At 70.6% G+C, this 18594-nt stretch carries 10 protein-coding genes; 6 read left to right on the forward strand and 4 right to left on the reverse strand.

Annotation, left to right across the window (positions count from 1 at the left end; genetic code table 11):
• Positions 1 to 16 precede the first annotated feature (16 nt).
• The 5 genes from V9U70_RS28550 to V9U70_RS28570 all read left to right on the forward strand — a co-directional run bounded on the left by V9U70_RS28550 (position 17) and on the right by V9U70_RS28570 (position 7209).
• Positions 17 to 1384, forward strand: a complete 1368-nt coding sequence (locus V9U70_RS28550; RefSeq protein ID WP_336679912.1) for a cation:dicarboxylate symporter family transporter — start codon at positions 17 to 19, stop codon at positions 1382 to 1384.
• 1653 nt (positions 1385 to 3037) lie between these two features.
• Complete coding sequence (locus tag V9U70_RS28555) at positions 3038 to 3424, forward strand: hypothetical protein (RefSeq protein WP_336679914.1); 387 nt, start codon at positions 3038 to 3040, stop codon at positions 3422 to 3424.
• A gap of 75 nt (positions 3425 to 3499) precedes the next feature.
• Positions 3500 to 4243: an ATP-binding cassette domain-containing protein gene (locus tag V9U70_RS28560; protein WP_336679916.1), complete on the forward strand. Its 744-nt coding sequence runs from the start codon at positions 3500 to 3502 to the stop codon at positions 4241 to 4243.
• 320 nt (positions 4244 to 4563) lie between these two features.
• Positions 4564 to 5463: a DUF7224 domain-containing protein gene (locus tag V9U70_RS28565; protein WP_336679918.1), complete on the forward strand. Its 900-nt coding sequence runs from the start codon at positions 4564 to 4566 to the stop codon at positions 5461 to 5463.
• Positions 5464 to 6321: 858 nt separating this feature from the next.
• On the forward strand, positions 6322 to 7209 hold the full coding sequence (locus V9U70_RS28570) for an NAD(P)-dependent oxidoreductase (RefSeq protein WP_336679920.1): 888 nt from the start codon (positions 6322 to 6324) through the stop codon (positions 7207 to 7209).
• Positions 7210 to 7284: 75 nt separating this feature from the next.
• On the opposite strand, the gene glgB is transcribed toward V9U70_RS28570, so the two are convergent.
• The 4 genes from glgB to V9U70_RS28590 all read right to left on the reverse strand — a co-directional run bounded on the left by glgB (position 7285) and on the right by V9U70_RS28590 (position 15135).
• Entirely contained in the window at positions 7285 to 9663 is a 2379-nt protein-coding gene (gene glgB, locus V9U70_RS28575; protein ID WP_336679922.1) for a 1,4-alpha-glucan branching enzyme, read from the reverse strand.
• A gap of 145 nt (positions 9664 to 9808) precedes the next feature.
• Positions 9809 to 11227: a maltokinase N-terminal cap-like domain-containing protein gene (locus tag V9U70_RS28580; protein ID WP_336679924.1), complete on the reverse strand. Its 1419-nt coding sequence runs from the start codon at positions 11225 to 11227 to the stop codon at positions 9809 to 9811.
• A gap of 186 nt (positions 11228 to 11413) precedes the next feature.
• Positions 11414 to 13120 carry a maltose alpha-D-glucosyltransferase gene (gene treS / locus V9U70_RS28585; protein ID WP_336679926.1) on the reverse strand — a complete coding sequence of 569 codons (1707 nt, stop codon included), beginning with the start codon at positions 13118 to 13120 and terminating at the stop codon, positions 11414 to 11416.
• A complete protein-coding gene (locus V9U70_RS28590) occupies positions 13117 to 15135 on the reverse strand; it encodes an alpha-1,4-glucan--maltose-1-phosphate maltosyltransferase (protein ID WP_336679928.1) in 2019 nt (672 codons plus the stop codon). Before V9U70_RS28590 ends, treS begins: the two co-directional genes overlap by 4 nt.
• Positions 15136 to 15815: 680 nt before the next feature.
• On the opposite strand from V9U70_RS28590, the gene glgP reads away from it, so the two are divergent.
• On the forward strand, positions 15816 to 18485 hold the full coding sequence (gene glgP / locus V9U70_RS28595; protein WP_336679929.1) for an alpha-glucan family phosphorylase: 2670 nt from the start codon (positions 15816 to 15818) through the stop codon (positions 18483 to 18485).
• Positions 18486 to 18594 lie beyond the last annotated feature (109 nt).

The raw sequence follows: 18594 nt of genomic DNA on the forward strand, positions 1-18594 counted from the left end.
AGCCGAGGAGCCAGCCGTGGCAGTGGCAGCCAGACAGCGGGACCGAACCCACTACCTCTACATCGCCGTCATCGGCGCCGTCGCGCTCGGCATCCTGGTCGGCTTCGCCGCCCCCGGGGCAGCCGTCGAGCTGAAGCCCATCGGCGCCGGCTTCGTGAACCTGATCAAGATGATGATCTCGCCGATCATCTTCTGCACGATCGTGCTGGGCGTCGGCTCGGTGCGCAAGGCCGCCAAGGTGGGCGCCGTCGGAGGCCTGGCGCTCGGCTACTTCCTGGTCATGTCGACCGTGGCCCTCGCCATCGGCCTGGTCGTCGGCAACCTCCTGGAGCCCGGCTCCGGCCTCCACATCACCGAGGCGGCACGGGCCGCGGGGGAGAAGCAGGCGGCGGGGGCGAGCGAGTCCACCGTGGACTTCCTGCTCGGCGTCATCCCGACCACCGTCGTGTCCGCCTTCACCGCCGGCGAGGTCCTCCAGACCCTGCTGGTCGCGCTGCTCGCCGGCTTCGCGCTCCAGGCGATGGGGCCGGCCGGCGAGCCCGTCCTGCGCGGCATCGGCCACATCCAGCGGCTCGTCTTCCGCATCCTCGCGATGATCATGTGGGTGGCCCCGGTCGGCGCGTTCGGCGCGATCGCCGCGGTGGTCGGGGAGACCGGGCTCGACGCCCTGAAATCGCTGGCGGTCATCATGATCGGCTTCTACCTCACCTGTGCGCTCTTCGTCTTCGTGGTGCTCGGCGCGCTCCTGCGCCTGGTCGCCGGGGTCAATCTGATCGCCCTGCTGAAGTACCTCGGGCGCGAGTTCCTGCTCATCCTGTCCACCTCCTCGTCCGAGTCCGCTCTGCCCCGGCTGATCGCCAAGATGGAGCACCTGGGCGTCAGCAAGCCCGTCGTCGGGATCACGGTGCCGACCGGCTACTCCTTCAACCTCGACGGCACGGCCATCTACCTCACGATGTCCTCGCTCTTCATCGCCAACGCGATGGGCGACCCGCTGAGCGCCGGCGAGCAGATCTCGCTGCTCGTCTTCATGGTCATCGCCTCGAAGGGCGCGGCGGGCGTGACCGGCGCGGGCCTGGCGACCCTCGCCGGCGGCCTCCAGTCGCACCGCCCCGAACTCGTCGACGGCGTCGGCCTGATCGTGGGCATCGACCGCTTCATGAGCGAGGCCCGTGCCCTGACCAACTTCGCGGGCAACGCGGTCGCCACGGTGCTGGTCGGCCACTGGACCAAGGAGATCGACAAGGAGCGTGTGGGGGAGGTGCTGGCGGGCCGCGCCCCGTTCGACGAGCGCACCCTCGTCGACGACCACGCCCCCGCCGACGAGGCGGGTGACGTCCCCGGGCCACGGGATTCCGCCGCCGGGCAGCCCGCCAAGGTCTGACCCGCCCCCACCGGCCCGCCGGGGAGGCCCCTGCCCGAGGACACCCGTACACCCCCCGGTACGGGTGTCCTCGCGCCACGGGCCTCCCCGGCGGGCCGGCGCCCTCGAACGCTGGCTCGCAGCGCGGACCGCACAGGTCCGCGACCCGGAGAGCCGCAAGGTACTCCAGGCGTACACCACCTGGCGCCTGCTGCACCGCCTCCGCCGCTTCTCGCGGTGCCGCCCCGTCAGCCAGGCGCAAGCACACGGCGTGCGCGCCTATGTCACCCAGGTGGTGCGCCTGCTCAACTGGCTCCACACCCAGGGCGTCGCTCTCAGCGCCTGCACCCAGGACCTTCTGGACGCGTGGCTGGACGACTACCCCGGCCGCGGCCCACGGGTACACGGCCAAGGCGGCGGGACTCCTCGCTCTCCTCTTCGCGCAGGACCTGTCCCGGGTCGTCGCCCTCACCACCGAGCACGTGGAGGTCGCCCGGGGCGCGGCGCTGCTCCGGCTCGGGCAGGTCCCGGCCCAGATGCCGCCACCTCTGGACGACTACATCCGAACCCTCCACGCCCAGGCGGCGGCCACGAGTACCGCTGGAGAACGCTGGCTGTTCCCGGGCCGCTTCCCGACCCAGCACCTCAGCAGCAGCCAGCTGGTACGTCGCCTCCATGCGCTCGGTATCCGGCCCCGGATGGCCCGCAACACCGCCCTCGTCGAGCTGGCATCCGAACTACCCGCCGTCATGGCCAGCCGACTGCTCGGTGTTCACCAGAACACCGCCGACTCCTGGCAGCGCATAGGCGGGCAAGACAACACCTACGCGGCTGAATTGGCAGCACCGCCTCGGTCAAAGACGCACGCCATCGCTCCAGCTCGGCTTGGAGATCCTCCACCCACACCGCCGCGGCCTTCCGCGGCACTTCCGGCACCGCCCGCATCGACGGCATCCGCCACCACCACGACATCTCGGTCAGCACCGGACCGAGACTTCCGCGCCGGCCCTCAGTTCACGCCTGACCAGTGAAAACCACACATAAGCTCCGGGCAGAGAACAACCTCTGAGGTGTCCTTCGCCCCATCCGTCTCAGGTGCGAATCGGAAGGGTGACTCGGTGCGGGGAACGGCGCCGCCGTCATCGATCAGGTGACCTGAAGGGAGACGATCACTATCAGACATGTTCGGCGCTCAACTTTTGCGTCCAGGACGGATTACTGCTTCACGAGATCTTTCGAGTCCCCAGCGGTATCAGCAGATCCGACATTTCATCCTGCTATGACGAATAAGTCAGGGGGCGTACCGCCCAGAGGTCGGGAGTGGGACCCGATCACGGTCGCTGATCGCGTGAGGTCGCTCCTCGGGGGTCCATCGATGCCAGCGCACGTAAGGCTGTAACCCTCGGCACCAAAATGATGGTGCTTCGACGTACAGGTGTTCCTCTGGGTAGCCGTGCTGAAGCTCGTGCGTAGTGCGGCAGGCGGGGAATGCACAGAGGGCCAATTATGCATATTACCTCGCAAACTACTCCTCGCTGCCAGGATGTCTGATCTTCGCGATCAGTCATTGCTGCGTCGCGTTAGGGAACGTACGGTCCAGGCCGTCACAGAGTCTTCACAGTGTCCTTGCGTGAAGGGTCTGGCTGTACGTGCGTCTACGAGCGAAGGAATGGCATGAGGGTGAAGTTGAATCGGGTAGGAGTCGTGATCGCAGCCGCTGCTGCTGCAACGTTCACCTTGGCTCCGCCGGCTTCTGCCGAAGGAAGCTGGAGCAGTTACATATCCAATTGGCGGGGAGGGGATGAGTCCCGCCGCTGGACGGACAACCACAGCGACGGGTCGAGCACGACGGTGAGCTTCTCCGGCTGCAGCTTCGGAGGACCCAGCAGCGCGACTCTCGAGCTCGACCACGTCAGAGACTTCCTTCCGGACGTGAGCCACGGCACGCGGAGTAACTCCTGCAACACGGTGTCCTGGGGTGAGGTGGGGAAGGCGGAGTTCTACTTCGTCTACATCGGCTCTACTAGGCTCAGCGTCAACAGCGTCGTTACGCGCTACTGACAGCGTTCGGACCGACAGTGGCCCCTCGGGTATCCGGGGGGCCACGCCTCTCAGGAAAGTTGACAGAAGGCCAGAATGACCATCCATGTCTCGCGCTGTTGCTTCGGCTACCGGCGCCGGGGACTCGTCCTGCAAGACCTGACGCTTGACCTGCCGTCAGGGTGCGTTGTGCTTCTCGGGCCGAACGGCGCCGGTAAGTCGACGTTGCTGGGACTCCTCGCATCCGCACTCATTCCAAGCGCAGGTAGCGTGACGCTCGGTGACCTGGATACCCGCAGACGGGGCGATCTGAAGCGGTACCGGCAGCAGGTTGGCTGGCTGCCGCAGCAGGTGACTCCGGTACCGGGGCTGCGTGTCAGAGAGCAGGCTGCGTATGCCGGATGGCTGAAGGGCCTGTCGCGGCGGGATGCATGGGACAGATCGCTGGGCGCGATCAAACAGGTAGGACTGGATGAGCTGGCCGACCGTTCTGCCGCGCAGCTGTCTGGGGGGCAGCTGCGTCGCCTGGGTATTGCTCAGACGATGGTGCATTCGGCGCAGGTGGTCCTGATGGATGAACCAACCGCCGGCCTCGACCCCACGCAGCGCAAGGTGTTCCGCGGCCTCCTGGACGACCTGAAGGACCAGGCGAGCTTCGTCGTTTCCACCCACCAGACCGAGGACCTGGAAGACAGCTACGACTCGGTCCTGCTCCTCGACCGAGGCAACATCCTCTTCCAGGGGCCGACCGTGTCTTTCCTCGACCTTGCTCCGGGCCAGGTGGCGTCCGGACGCCGGGCTGAAGCCGCCTATGCCGGTTTGGTGAAGGGGGAGGTGTAAGCGTGCCTTGGAGCACCGTACTGCGGGTGTCGATCGCGCCTCGCATCGGCCTTCTGCTAATCATCTGGCTGCTTGCCTACCGCGACAGCGTCACCGAGCTGGTGACTCGCGGGTATTGGGACTCAGTTGCCGGTCAGAGCTCGTCTCTCCTGGTTTGGACAGCACCGGCCGTGGCTTCCTGCGGCGCTTGGGAGGGGATGCGCGTCCGGCAGGCACGGACTCTGCAAGGGGCGCCGTCGCGGACGTTCACGGGAGTATCTCTCGCTGTACTCTCGCCCACTCTCGTCCTGGGAGTACTCGCGGTCACGCTGTCACTCGGCATGCTCCTGCCGCAGGCTGCAGGCAGCCCCAACTGGACTACGGTGGCCATCCTCGCTCTGGAGCTGCTGGTCGTGGCGGCGCATATCGTCGTCGGATATGTCCTCGGGCTCACCCTGCCCCGGTTGCTGGCCGTGCCTGTGGCACTGGTGGGAAGCTTCGTGTGGATGGCCTACCCGGCGGCGATGAACGTCTTCTGGGTGCGTCAACTAAACGGTACGAACTTGGCCGAGTGTTGTCAGCTGGACCAAGTGGCCGCTCCCCGCAGCATTGTCGCCCCGGCGCTCGCCTCAATCGGACTGCTCGCAGCTGCCTGGCTGGTGACGGTGCAGGGGCGGCGACTGCGACCCCTCGCTCCCGTTGTCCTGACCGTCGCCGTAGCGATCTCGGCTTGGATTGTCCATCCCCTCGGTTACAGCGCAGCCGAATCCCGCTCCACAGCATCCCGCACCTGCTCAGCAACCCACCCGCAGGTCTGCCTCTGGCCCGAACAGCGCGACAACGCGAGGGACATCACCACGTGGGCAACGGACGCCCACAGGCGTCTGACTGTCGCAGGCGTCACGACAACTGCTCAACTGGCGCCCCGATCGACCACACCGACCTCCGACGAAGTCCGAGCCCTTCTCGCTCTGAGCGCCCTGCCCAAGGACATTCCAGCCTGCGCCCAAACCGCTGAGTGGCCAGGGAGCCGGGCCTACGGCCCATTGAGTGTCTGGCTCACCATCACCGCAGGCGCGGACCCCCAGACTGTCGCGTCCCGCTATGCGCCCCCCGAAGTCGATGTCGCCAAACGCGTTCTCGAACAGACTCCACACGACCAACAAGTCTGGTTCCAGCAGAATGCCGAAACACTCACTCGGTGTGATAAGCAGCCCGTCCTTGACACACGGCACCTCTGAGTCCGCTACGACGAGCCAACCGACAGAGAGAAACGTCCATGGACTGGTGGATCCAGGTTCGTCGAGTACCCGCAATCTGTGCAGCCCTGGTGGCCTGCCTGGTACTCGGCGCCATCGCCGACTCCATCCAGGTACCCGTACCGATCGTAGTAGGAGGAGTCTCCTTCTCCTTTCCCCTCCCCTTCCTGCTGCCCCTGGCACCGGTGTGCCTCATCCTTCACGGACAGTCCCGCGGAGGAAGCTCCATCGAAGCGACCGCCGTACGCCCTGTCGGCCTATGGGACGCCGGACTCATGACGGCCTGCACACTCGTGATGCTCGCCGGAGGCTGGCTCATCTCCTCGACGTCCGGTCACATACTCGCAGCAGGCATGGCCCGAAACTTCCTGGGCTACCTCGGACTCGCCCTCCTGCTACGCCTCCTCACCAGCCCTCGCATCGCTGCCACGATCGTCACCGTCTTCCCCATCGCGTGCGCAGCGTTCGGAGTGCAACACGGAGTACCTGCACGGTGGGCATGGCCCTTGCACGAGCCCACTTACCTACCAGCGTTCATCGCAGCCATCGCCGTGGGAGCTACCGGACTGGCCGCATCTGTTCTCCCTCTTACCGCTGGTCGCCTGGCTCGGCTCTCGCGGTAGTGATGTGGTGGAGCACTCCGCAAGCCGTAATGCCCACGGCATGCAGTGGCCTTAATTCCGCAAGTTCTGGTAGCCGCACTTACCAGTATCCGCTCCGCGCGGGACGAGCGGGGCCGGCCCCCGGCCCCGCGCTGAGCTGGTCCCTGTCCCGCAGGTGCGTATCTGACAGTCAAGTGGGTTCTTGGCAGGCCTCTTCCGCCCGCCCAGCATGGTTCCCATGACGCAAGGGAAGACGACACCCCCCGTACCCGTCACCGTCCTCGGCCTCGGTGACATGGGCCGTGCCCTGGCCGGCGCCTTCCTGTCCGCCGGTCACCCCACCACCGTCTGGAACCGCTCCCCCGGCAAGGGGGATGACGTGGTGGCCCGGGGAGCGGTGCGGGCGGCGACCGCAGAGGAGGCGGTGCGCGCGAGCGGACTCGTCGTGGTCTGCCTGGTCGACTACGACGCCTCCGACGCGGTCCTGGAGCCGCTGGCCACCGCGCTGGAGGGGCGGGTCCTGGTCAACCTCACCTCCGACACCCCGGCGCGTGCCCGGCGGGCCGCGGCCTGGGCCGAGAAGCACTCGCTGGCCTACCTCGACGGGGCCATCATGGTTCCGGTCGAGGTGGTCGGCTCGGCACAGGCGCTGGTCTTCCACTCCGGGGACCGGGCCGCGTACGAGGCCTACGAGCCCGCCCTCAAGGCGCTCGGCGAGCCCGCGACCTACCTGGGGGAGGACCCCGGGCTCGCCGCCGCCTACGACATGGCCATGCTGGACTTCTTCTACGGGGCCATGGGCGGCCTCGTCCACGCCTTCGCGCTGGCCCGCGCGGAGGGCGTCGACGGTGCGTCGCTCGCCCCGTACCTCACCACCATCGCGGACATCCTGCCGCCCATCGCGGCGTACACGGCCACCGACGTCGACACCCGTCGCTACGTGGGCGAGGGCGCCAACCTCGCCATGATGGCGGCCAGCGTCGACCACATCCTGCACACCGCGAAGGACCGGGGGCTGGACACCTCGCAGCTGGCCGCCCTCAAGGGCGTCACCGACCGTGCCATCGCCCGGGGCCACGGCCCCGACTCCTGGTCGAGCATCATCGAGGTGCTCGACCAGGACTGAGCCGCGGAGGGGACGGGGCAGGGCCCGTACCGCGCCGGTCACGACCCGGCACGGGCCCCACCGCCCGCGGGCCCCTCAGGCGGGCCGGAACCACACCGTTGCGAGCGGCGGCAGCGTCAGCGAGATGCTGGCCGGCCGGCCGTGCGCCGGCACCGCCTCCGCCTTCAGCGGTTCCTCGTTGCGCACGTCGCCGCCGCCGTAACGGGCGGCGTCCGTGTTCAGGACCTCCACCCAGCCCTCCGCCGCCGTCACGGGCACCCCGAGGCGGTAGTCGTGGCGGACCACCGGGGAGAAGTGGGAGACCGCGAGCAGCGGGGAGCCGTCCGCGTCGTAGCGCAGGAACGCGAACACGTTGTCCTCGGCCGCGCCCCCGTCCACCCAGCTGAACCCCTCCGGCGACGTGTCGCGCTGCCACAGCGCGGGCACCGCCCCGTACACCGCGTTCAGATCGCCGACCAGCGTGCGCACCCCGCGGTGATCGCCGGAGGCCTCGTAGGAGGGGTCCAGCAGCCACCAGTCCGGCCCGTGCGCCTCGGACCACTCCGCGCCCTGGGCGAACTCCTGCCCCATGAAAAGGAGCTGCTTGCCGGGGTGGGCCCACATGAAGCCCAGGTAGGCCCGGTGGTCGGCGCGCTGCTGCCACCAGTCGCCGGGCATCTTCGCCACCAGCGCCTGCTTGCCGTGCACCACCTCGTCGTGCGAGACCGGCAGCACGTAGTTCTCGCTGTACGCGTACACCATCGAGAACGTCATCTCGTCGTGGTGGTACTTGCGGTGCACCGGTTCCTTCGCCATGTACAGCAGCGAGTCGTGCATCCAGCCCATGTTCCACTTCAGCCCGAAGCCCAGGCCGCCCCGGTCGGTGGGGCGGGTGACGCCGTCCCAGGCGGTGGACTCCTCGGCGATGGTGACGACGCCCGGGTTGCGGCGGTAGACCGTCGCGTTCATCTCCTGGAGGAAGGAGACCGCGTCCAGGTTCTCCCGCCCGCCGAACTCGTTGGGCGACCACTGGCCGTCCTCGCGGGAGTAGTCGAGGTAGAGCATCGAGGCGACCGCGTCGACCCGCAGCCCGTCGATGTGGAACTCCTCGCACCAGTAGGTGGCGTTGGCGACCAGGAAGTTGCGGACCTCGGTGCGGCCGTAGTCGAACTCCAGCGTCCCCCAGTCCGGGTGCGCCGCGCGCCGCGGGTCGGCGTGCTCGTACAGCGGCCGGCCGTCGAACTCGGCGAGCGCCCAGTCGTCGCGCGGGAAGTGCGCGGGCACCCAGTCCATGATCACGCCGATGCCCGCCCGGTGCAGGGAGTCCACCAGGAACCGGAAGTCGTCCGGGGAGCCCATTCGCGAGGTGGGCGCGTAGAAACCGGTGACCTGGTAGCCCCAGGAACCCCCGAAGGGGTGCTCGGAGACCGGCATCAGCTCCACGTGCGTGAAGCCGAGGTCCTTGACGTACGCGGGCAGTTGATCCGCCAACTGACGGTACGTCAGTCCGGGTCGCCAGGAGGCGAGGTGTACCTCGTACACCGAGAACGGGGCCTCGTGGACCGGGCGGTCGCCCCGGTGCGCCATCCAGTCCGCGTCCTGCCACTCGTGGTGCGCGGCGGTGACGATCGACGCGGTCGCGGGCGGCACCTCGGTGCGCCGGGCCATCGGGTCTGCCCGCACGGTGTGCGAACCGTCGGGGCGGCAGATGTCGAACTTGTACAGGGCGCCCTCGCCGACTTCGGGCAGGAACAGCTCCCACACCCCGGTCGAGCCGAGCGAACGCATCGGCAGAGCCGTGCCGTCCCAGTAGGTGAAGTCCCCGGTCACCCGGACCCCGCGCGCGTTCGGCGCCCACACGGTGAAGCGGGTCCCGGCCACCCCCTGGTGTTCCATCGGCACCGCGCCCAGCGCGCGCCACAGCTCCTCGTGGCGGCCCTCGCCGATCAGGTGCAGATCGAGCTCGCCGAGCGCGGGGAGGAAGCGGTAGGGGTCCTCCACCTCCAGGGCGGCGTCGTCGTACACCACCTGGAGCCGGTACTCCGGCACGGTGGGCGCCGGCAGCACCCCGGAGAAGAACCCGTCGCCCTCCGGGTGCAGTTCGACCCGTGCCCCCGTGGTCAGCACCGTGACGGAGTGCGCGAACGGACGCAGCGCCCGCACCAGCACCCCGCCCGGGACCGGATGGGCGCCCAGCACGTCGTGCGGCGCGTGGTGCTCGCCGGCCAGCAGCCGGCCGCGGTCCCCCTCGTCCAGGGCCGGGGCGGGGCGGGCGCTCGGCCCGGCCCCGCCGCGGCGGGGCCGCGGCGGGGCCGCGTCCGCGGGCCGGTCGCGCGGGGCGGACGCGACCGACGTGCCGGCGGCCCCCGGAGCGGTGATCTCGGTCGGAGTCCGCTGCGGCGTGGGCGGTACCTCGACGGCGGCGGCTTCGATGGTCTTGCGGGATGCCTTGCGGGACGGCTTGCGGGCGGTCACGGGGGACTGCCTCCTCAAAGAAGGTGGAGGGGATGAGCACGGGCGGGGTCGGCGGGAGAAGAAGTGAGGGGGAGGGCGGGGCGAGGAGGGGGGGAGAGCGGCGGCGCGGAGCGGACAGGCGCGGCGGGGGCCCGCCGCGCACGGTTCAGGCGGCGGCGGGGCCGGCGAGCCGCTGGATGGCCGCCATCGGGACCGGCAGCCAGTCCGGGCGGTGCCGGGCCTCGTACAGCACCTCGTACACCGCCTTGTCGGTCTCGTGGGCGCGCAGGAGTTCCGGCTCGCCGCGCGGGTCGGAGCCCGACGCCTGCGCGTACCCCTCGCAGTAGGCGTCGCGGCAGCGGGCCGCCCACCGCGGGTCCCACGGGTGGTGCGAACGCGCCGCGTAGTCGAAGGAGCGGAGCATGCCCGCGACGTCCCGCACCGGCGGTGACGGGCGGCGGCGCTCGGAGAGCGGACGCGCCGGTTCACCCTCGAAGTCGATCAGCGACCAGAAGCCGTCGGCGGAACGGAGGGCCTGCCCGAGGTGGAGGTCGCCGTGCACCCGTTGCTGCGCCCAGCCGCCGCGATGGCCGAGATCGGTCACCGCCTCGAACGCGGCGCGCAGCCCGGGGACGTACGGCACGAGCGCGGGGACCGCCTCCGAGGCGGCCTCCAGCCGCTGGGTCATCCGGGCGACCAGCTGCCGGGTCTGGGCCCCGCGCAGTGCCGGGGCCGGCAGGGCGGCGGCGAGCGCGGTGTGCACCTCCGCGGTGGTCCGGCCCAGCGCCCGCGCCTCGGGCAGGAAGTCGCGGCCCTCGCCGAGCGCGCCGAGCGCGAGCCGCCAGCCGTCGAGGGCGTCCCGCAGGAAGGGCTGGAGGACGCCGAGGGTGAGCGGTTGGGGGCCTGGCGCCTCGAACCAGGCGACCGGGGCGGGCACCCGGCCGCACCCCTCGCGGCCGAGCGCGAGGGGCAGCTCCAGGTCCGGGTTGGTGCCGGGGAAGACCCGCCGGAAGATCTTGAGGATGTAGGCGTCGCCGTAGACGATCGAGGAGTTGGACTGCTCGGCGTCCAGCACCCGGGGCGGCAGCCCGGCTGGGATCGCCGCCGTCCGCTCGAAGCGCAGGGAACCGAGGGAGCCCGGTCTGCGGAAGCGTTCCAGCAGCAGATCTGCCAGCCGCGGGTCGTGCAGCGCGTCGTAGACGGCCCGCCCGGCCAGCGGGCCCTGCTCCACCCGGCCGAGCAGGGCGCCCCCCAGCAGCGGCGGCAGTGACGTTCTTGCACCGAGGAGGAGCTGATAGCAGTCGTCGGCGGGGTGCTCGGCGTGCGGGGGCTGATGGGCCCGCACCAGCAGGTGCAGCAGCCCCGGGCCCGCCGCGCCGTCCAGCGGGAGCATCTCGGTGGCGGAGACCAGGGAGAAGCCGGTGACCGGCCGGCCCTTGCCCGCGAACCACCGCTGCCGGGGCAGCCACGCGTGGAGCAGGGGGGCGAGGGACGGGAGCAGGGCCCCCTCCCTCGTCCGGTCGTGCGTGGTGCTGTTCCTCGTGCTCTTCGCCAGGGTGACGTGCGTGGATGCAGCCTCCGACATGGCATCGCGTCCTTTCCCCGGGTCCACGCAGGATGCGAGGAGTGTCCCGGATTGCGGCAATGGCTGTCCGGCTGTGCGGGACGTGTCGGGTGAGGAGGGCCCTTACGGACTCGAACGGCGGAACCGGGCGGCTCCGGGCCCCCGTGCGGTGCGGCGGGAACCGTCCCGCACGGGGCGGACTCCGCGTCAGACCGGCGGCGCGTCCTTGCGCAGCCGGAACCAGTAGAAGCCGTGCCCCGCCAGGGTCAGCAGGTAGGGCCACTGGCCGATCGCCGGGAAGCGCACCCCGCCGATCAGCTCCACCGGATGCCGTCCGTTGAAGGACCGCAGGTCCAGTTCGGTCGGCTGGGCGAAGCGCGAGAAGTTGTGCACGCACAGGACGAGGTCGTCCCCGTACTCGCGGGTGAACGCCAGCACCGCCGGGTTGGAGGACGGCAGTTCGGTGTACTCGCCGAGGCCGAAGGCCGGATTCTGCTTCCGGATCTCGATCATGCGGCGGGTCCAGTGCAGCAGCGAGGACGGCGAGGCCATCGACGCCTCGACGTTGGTGACCTGGTAGCCGTAGACCGGGTCCATGATCGTCGGCAGGTAGAGCCGCCCCGGATCGCTTGAGGAGAAACCGGCGTTGCGGTCGGGCGTCCACTGCATCGGAGTGCGCACCGCGTCCCGGTCGCCCAGCCAGATGTTGTCGCCCATCCCGATCTCGTCCCCGTAGTAGAGGATCGGGGAGCCGGGCAGCGACAGCAGCAGGGCGGTGAACAGCTCGATCTGGTTGCGGTCGTTGTCCAGCAGCGGGGCGAGCCGTCGGCGGATGCCGATGTTGGCGCGCATCCGCGGGTCCTTGGCGTACTCCGCGTACATGTAGTCGCGCTCTTCGTCCGTGACCATTTCGAGGGTGAGCTCGTCGTGGTTGCGCAGGAAGATGCCCCACTGGCAGTTCTTCGGGATCGCCGGGGTCTTCGCCAGGATCTCGGAGACCGGGTAGCGGCTCTCCCGGCGCACCGCCATGAAGATCCGCGGCATCACGGGGAAGTGGAACGCCATGTGGCATTCGTCGCCGCCGGCCTCGTAGTCGCCGAAGTAGTCGACGACGTCCTCCGGCCACTGGTTGGCCTCGGCGAGGAGGACCGTGTCCGGGTAGTTGGCGTCGATCTCCTTGCGGACCCGCTTGAGGAAGTGGTGGGTCTCGGGGAGGTTCTCGCAGTTGGTGCCCTCGCGCTGGTAGAGGTAGGGCACCGCGTCGACCCGGAAGCCGTCGATGCCCAGGTCCAGCCAGAAGCGCAGGGCGGCGAGGATCTCCTCCTGCACCGCCGGGTTCTCGTAGTTCAGGTCCGGCTGGTGCGAGAAGAAGCGGTGCCAGTAGTACTGCTTGCGCACCGGGTCGAAGGTCCAGTTCGACGTCTCGGTGTCGACGAAGATGATCCGGGCGTCCGGGAACTGCTTGTCGTCGTCGGCCCAGATGTAGTAGTCGCCGTAGGGCCCGTCGGGATCGCTGCGGGACTGCTGGAACCAGTCGTGCTGGTCGCTCGTGTGGTTCATGACGAAGTCGATGATCACGCGCATGCCTCGCTGGTGGGAGGCGTCCACGAACTCCACGAAGTCGGCCAGGTCGCCGAAGTCGGGCAGTACCGCGGTGTAGTCGGAGACGTCGTATCCGCCGTCGCGCAGCGGCGACTTGAAGAACGGCGGCAGCCAGAGGCAGTCCACGCCGAGCCACTGGAGGTAGTCCAGCTTGGCGGTGATGCCCTTGAGGTCGCCGATTCCGTCGCCGTTGGAGTCCTGGAAGGACCGGACGAGCACCTCGTAGAAGACGGCGCGCTTGAACCAGTCGGGGTCGCGGTCCTTGGCGGGAGTGTCCTCGAACGTGTCGTGGACAGGCTCATTGACGATCATGGTGTGGGTGACCCTCCGGTCGGCGGGGACGGTCGCAGGACGGCGATGTGCGCGGGCGTGATGCCCGGCTCCAGGCGCACATAGAAGGTCCTGCCCCAGTGGTAGGTGGCGCCGGTGAGCTCGTCGCGCACCGGTACGCGCTCGTGCCGTGCGAGGCCGAGCCGCTCCATGTCCAACGAGACCGTGGCCTCCTGGGTGTGGTGCGGGTCGAGGTTGACGACCACCAGAACGGTGTTCGATCCGAAGCGCTTGCTGTAGACGATCAGCGCTTCGTTGTCGGCGTGGTGGAAGTGGACGTCGCGCAACTGCTGGAGTGCGGGGTTGCGGCGCCGGATGCGGTTGAGCGAGGTGATCAGGGGCGTCAGCGTGCGACCCTCGCGTTCCGCCGACTCCCAGTCCCTCGGGCGCAGTTCGTACTTCTCCGAGTGCAGGTACTCCTCGCTCCCCGGCGCCGCCGGGGTGTTCTCGCACAGCTCGAATCCCGCGTACACGCCCCAGGACGGGGAGAGCGTCGCGGCCAGTACCGCCCGTGCCTCGAAGGCCGGGCGGCCGCCTTCCTGGAGGTAGCCGGGAAGGATGTCGGGGGTGTTCACGAAGAAGTTGGGCCGCATGGAGGAGGCTGCCTCGCCGGACAGCTCCGTGACGTACTCGGTCAGCTCCTGCTTGGTGTTGCGCCAGGTGAAGTACGTGTACGACTGCTGGAACCCGACCGCGCCCAGGGTGTGCATCATCGCCGGGCGGGTGAACGCCTCCGCCAGGAAGATGACGTCGGGGTCGGTGCCGTTAATCTCCGCGATGACCTTCTCCCAGAAGACCACCGGCTTGGTGTGCGGGTTGTCGACCCGGAAGATCCGCACCCCGCGGTCCATCCAGAAGCGCAGGATGCGCGACGTCTCCGCCACCAGGCCGCGCATGTCCTTGTCGAAGGCGATCGGATAGATGTCCTGGTACTTCTTCGGCGGGTTCTCGGCGTACGCGATCGAGCCGTCGGCCCGGTGGTGGAACCAGTCCGGGTGCTCCTCGACCCACGGGTGGTCCGGCGAGCACTGGAGGGCGAAGTCCAGCGCGATCTCCATCCGCAGGTTGCGGGCCACCGCCACGAAGTGGTCGAAGTCCTCCAGCGTGCCCAGCTCCGGATGGACCGCGTCGTGCCCGCCGTCCGCGGAACCGATCGCCCACGGCACGCCCGGGTCCAGCTCACCGGCCGTCAGGCTGTTGTCCGGTCCCTTGCGGTGCGTGGTCCCGATCGGGTGGACCGGGGGCAGGTAGACGACGTCGAAGCCCATCGCCGCGACGGCGGGCAGCCGCTCGGCCGCCGTCCGGAAGGTGCCGCTGACCAGCCGGGCCGGCGCGTCGGGGCGGGTGTCGGACGGGTCTGCCGGCTCCCGCCGCGCTCCCTCGGAGCGCGGGAACAGCTCGTACCAGGACCCGTACAGCGCCCGCTGGCGCTCCACCCGCAGCGCCAGCGGCCTGGACCGGGTGACCAGCTCGCGCAGCGGGTGCCGGGCGAGGACCTCCTGCGCCGCCGGGGTCAGGGCGGCGGCCAGCCGGGCGGCCGGCGGGTGCGCGGTGTCGCGCAGGGCGTCCATCGCGGCGAGCACCGCCTCGCGGCCGTGCTTCTTCGGAACGCCCGCCGCGGCCCGCTCCAGCAGGGCGGCGCCCTCCGCCAGCACCAGGTCGGTGTCGATGCCCGCCGGGATCTTGATCGCGGCGTGGCGGCGCCAGGTGGTGACCGGGTCGCTCCAGGCCTCCACGGTGTAGGTCCAGCGGCCCTCGGACCTCGGGGTGACGTCGGCTCCCCACCGGTCCGTCCCCGGCGCCAGCTCGCGCATCGGCGTCCACGGCCCGACCCGCCCGTTGGGATCGCGCAGCACGACGTTGGCGGCCACCGCGTCGTGCCCTTCGCGGAAGACGGTGGCGGTGACCTGGAAGGTCTCACCGACCACGGCCTTCGCCGCCCGTCTGCCGCAGTCGACGAGAGGACGGACGTCCAGGACGGGGATACGACCGATCATGGAATCACCTGGGGGCTGGAGGAACGCGGTGGGCACGGAGGACGGCACGGGCGCCGGGGACCGACCGCGCGTGCCGCGAGGGTGGGGATCTGTCCTTTGTAGCTGCTCGGTCGGCCGTTGACGGGCTGTGGGCATGGCCGCTCCTGTCCGCGTTCACTCGAATGGCACTCGAATGGGTGGGTCACGGGGGTTTCACGCATGTTTCGGATATGCGGAGAACGCCTGCGGACCGGGTCGCGCCGTCGGCCCGGGGAAGCCTTCCCCGCGTCCGCGGGCGGAGAATCCGGCGCGGGGGTCGACCGCCGGGTCGCTGGGCCGTGCCGGGAACCGCCGTGCGCGGCGCGCGCCCCGACGGGCGCACGGAGCCCGGGGCGCCGTCACGGGCTCCGGTCGCCCGTCCCGCGCCCCTGCACGGCAGCCTTCCCTGTGTCCCGGGCGTCCACAAGGCCGCGTACGGGGGAAATCGGCCAAACCCGCAGGTGACGGGAGTGAAGGCGGCGGGCGGGCGGGGCGCGCGGGGCCGCTGGGGGAGGCGCGCGCCGGCCGGCCGTGGACCCCGCGCGCCGCCCGCGCGCCGTGGTCCGGGGCCCCGGGACCTCGCTACCGTCGAGGGTGACGGAAGGGGCGCGCACCGTGGTGCGTCCGCCCGGATGCGCAAGTCCCCTGTAAAGGTGGAGTACGTGAAGGCCATTCGTCGATTCACCGTGCGTCCTGTCCTCCCCGAACCCCTCCGACCCCTCCACGACCTGGCCCGCAACCTGCGCTGGTCGTGGCACACCGAGACCCGTGAGCTCTTCCGGGCGGCCGACCCAGAGGGCTGGCGGCCCGCCGACGCCGATCCCGTGCGCCTGCTCGGCTCCCTGTCCGCCGGGCGGCTCGCCGAACTGGCCCGGGACGAGGAGTACCTCGGACGCCTCGCCGAGGCGTCCGCCGGCCTCCAGGAGTATCTGGACGGCCCCCGCTGGTATCAGGAGCAGCGCGCGGCCGGTGCGGCCCTCCCCTCCGCCATCGCCTACTTCTCGCCCGAGTTCGGCGTCACCGCGGCTCTGCCCCAGTACAGCGGCGGCCTGGGCATCCTGGCCGGCGACCACCTCAAGGCCGCCAGCGACCTCGGCGTCCCGCTCGTCGGCGTCGGGCTGCTCTACCGGCACGGCTACTTCCGGCAGACCCTCTCGCGCGAGGGGTGGCAGCAGGAGCACTATCCCGTCCTCGACCCCCACGAGCTCCCGCTCGACCTTGTGCGCGAGGCCGACGGGTCCCCGGCCCGGGTGGTGCTCGCCCTGCCCGGCGGCCGCTCGTTGCACGCGTGCGTCTGGCTGGCCCGCGTCGGCCGCGTCCCGCTGCTGCTGCTCGACTCCGACGTCGAGGAGAACGCGCCCGGCGAACGCGACGTCACCGACCGGCTGTACGGCGGCGGCAGCGACCACCGGCTCCTCCAGGAGATGTTGCTCGGCATCGGCGGGGTGCGCGCCGTGCGCACCTGGTGCCGGCTCACCGGCGCCCCGGAGCCGGAGGTGTTCCACACCAACGAGGGCCACGCCGGGTTCCTCGGCCTGGAGCGCATCCGGGAACTGGCCGCTGCCGGACTCGACTTCGACGCGGCCCTCGAAGTGGTCCGGGCCGGGACCGTCTTCACCACCCACACCCCGGTGCCCGCCGGAATAGACCGCTTCGACCGGCACCTGGTCTCCCGCCACTTCGGCGAGGACGGCGAGCTGCCCGGCGTCGCCGTCGAGAAGATCCTGCGGCTCGGCACGGAGACCTACCCCGGCGGCGAGCCGGAGCTGTTCAACATGGCGGTGATGGGGCTGCGGCTCGCCCAGCGGGCCAACGGGGTCTCCACCCTGCACGGGGCCGTCAGCCGCGAGATGTTCTCCGGGCTCTGGCCCGGCTTCGACCCCGCGGAGGTGCCGATCACCTCCGTCACCAACGGGGTGCACGCACCGACCTGGGTCGCCCCCGAGGTGTTCCGGCTCGGCGCGGGCCAGGTCGGCGAGGACCGCGCCCACCAGGTGCTGGCCGGCGCCCCCGTGACCGACGCGGACGCCACGCGGACCGGAACGCCGCGCCGCTGGGAGGCGGTCGGCTCCATCGGCGACCAGGAGATCTGGGACCTGCGCCGGGACCTGCGCGGACAGCTGGTCACCGAGGTCCGCCGCCGGCTCTACGCCTCCTGGCGCAGGCGCGGCGCGGGCACCGCCGAGCTCGGCTGGATCGACGGCGTCCTGGACCCGGACGTGCTGACCATCGGCTTCGCCCGCCGCGTCCCCTCGTACAAGCGGCTCACGCTCATGCTGCGCGACCGCGACCGGCTGCGCGAGCTGCTGCTGCACCCGACACGCCCCATCCAGATCGTCGTCGCGGGCAAGGCCCACCCGGCCGACGACGGCGGCAAACGGCTGGTCCAGGAGCTGGTGCGGTTCGCCGACGACCCGCGGGTGCGCCACCGCATCGTCTTCCTGCCGGACTACGGCATGGGCATGGCGCAGAAGCTCTATCCGGGCTGCGACGTCTGGCTGAACAACCCGCTGCGCCCGCTGGAGGCGTGCGGCACCAGCGGGATGAAGGCGGCGCTGAACGGCTGCCTCAACCTGTCCGTGCGCGACGGCTGGTGGGACGAGTGGTTCGACCCGGACTTCGGGTGGGAGATTCCCACCGCCGACGGCTCGGCCGTGGACGAGGACCGGCGCGACGAGCTGGAGTCGAACGCCCTGTACGCCCTCATCGAGGACCGGGTCGCCCCCCGCTTCTACGACCGGGGCCCCGACGGCCTGCCCGGCCGGTGGATCGAGATGGTCCGCTCCACCCTGGTGAACCTGGGTCCGAAGGTGCTCGCGGGCCGGATGGTGCGCGAGTACGTGGAGCGGCTCTACACGCCGGCCGCCCAGTCCCGGCGGACCCTGGAGCCCGAGGCCGCGCGCGCCCTCGCCCAGTGGAAGGCGAAGGTGCGGACGGCCTGGCCGGGGGTCCTCGTCGACCACGTGGAGTCGGTCGCCGACACCGCTGCGGGCGGTTCGGCGGAGCTGGGCGGGACTCTGACGCTGCGGGTGCGGATCGCGCTCGGCGGCCTGGACCCAAACGACGTTGAGGTGCAGGCGGTCGCGGGCCGGGTCGACTCCGGTGACGCCATCGCCGACGCCCAGACCTTCCCGCTGAAGCCGGTGGGCGGCCACGACCTGGAGGACCGCCGGCTGTACGAGGGCACGCTCACCCTGGACCGGACGGGGCCGTACGGCTACACCGTCCGCGTCCTGCCCGCGCACACGCTGCTGGCCTCCGGCGCCGAACTGGGCCTCGTCGCGCTGCCGACCGGGGCCGCGGCGGAGGAAGCGGGCGTGCTGATGCGCTGAGCGCGCGCCCGGCGCGGGGCCTCGCCCGGGTGCGGCCGGACCGGTCGAGGCCCCGCCGGTCACCGGCGGGGCGCTCCATGGCGAACGGCCCGGGAGGGGGCGTACTCCT

This window comes from Streptomyces pratensis (assembly GCF_037137275.1).
In the GTDB taxonomy this organism is placed as follows: domain Bacteria; phylum Actinomycetota; class Actinomycetes; order Streptomycetales; family Streptomycetaceae; genus Streptomyces; species Streptomyces pratensis_B.

Coding starts and splice junctions, on each gene's coding strand:
- V9U70_RS28580 (WP_336679924.1), bottom strand. CDS start 11,227: ATGTCGGAGGCTGCATCCACGCACGTCACCCTGGCGAAGAGCACGAGG.
- V9U70_RS28560 (WP_336679916.1), top strand. CDS start 3,500: ATGACCATCCATGTCTCGCGCTGTTGCTTCGGCTACCGGCGCCGGGGA.
- V9U70_RS28555 (WP_336679914.1), top strand. CDS start 3,038: ATGAGGGTGAAGTTGAATCGGGTAGGAGTCGTGATCGCAGCCGCTGCT.
- treS (WP_336679926.1), bottom strand. CDS start 13,120: ATGATCGTCAATGAGCCTGTCCACGACACGTTCGAGGACACTCCCGCC.
- V9U70_RS28565 (WP_336679918.1), top strand. CDS start 4,564: ATGCTCCTGCCGCAGGCTGCAGGCAGCCCCAACTGGACTACGGTGGCC.
- V9U70_RS28590 (WP_336679928.1), bottom strand. CDS start 15,135: ATGATCGGTCGTATCCCCGTCCTGGACGTCCGTCCTCTCGTCGACTGC.
- V9U70_RS28570 (WP_336679920.1), top strand. CDS start 6,322: ATGACGCAAGGGAAGACGACACCCCCCGTACCCGTCACCGTCCTCGGC.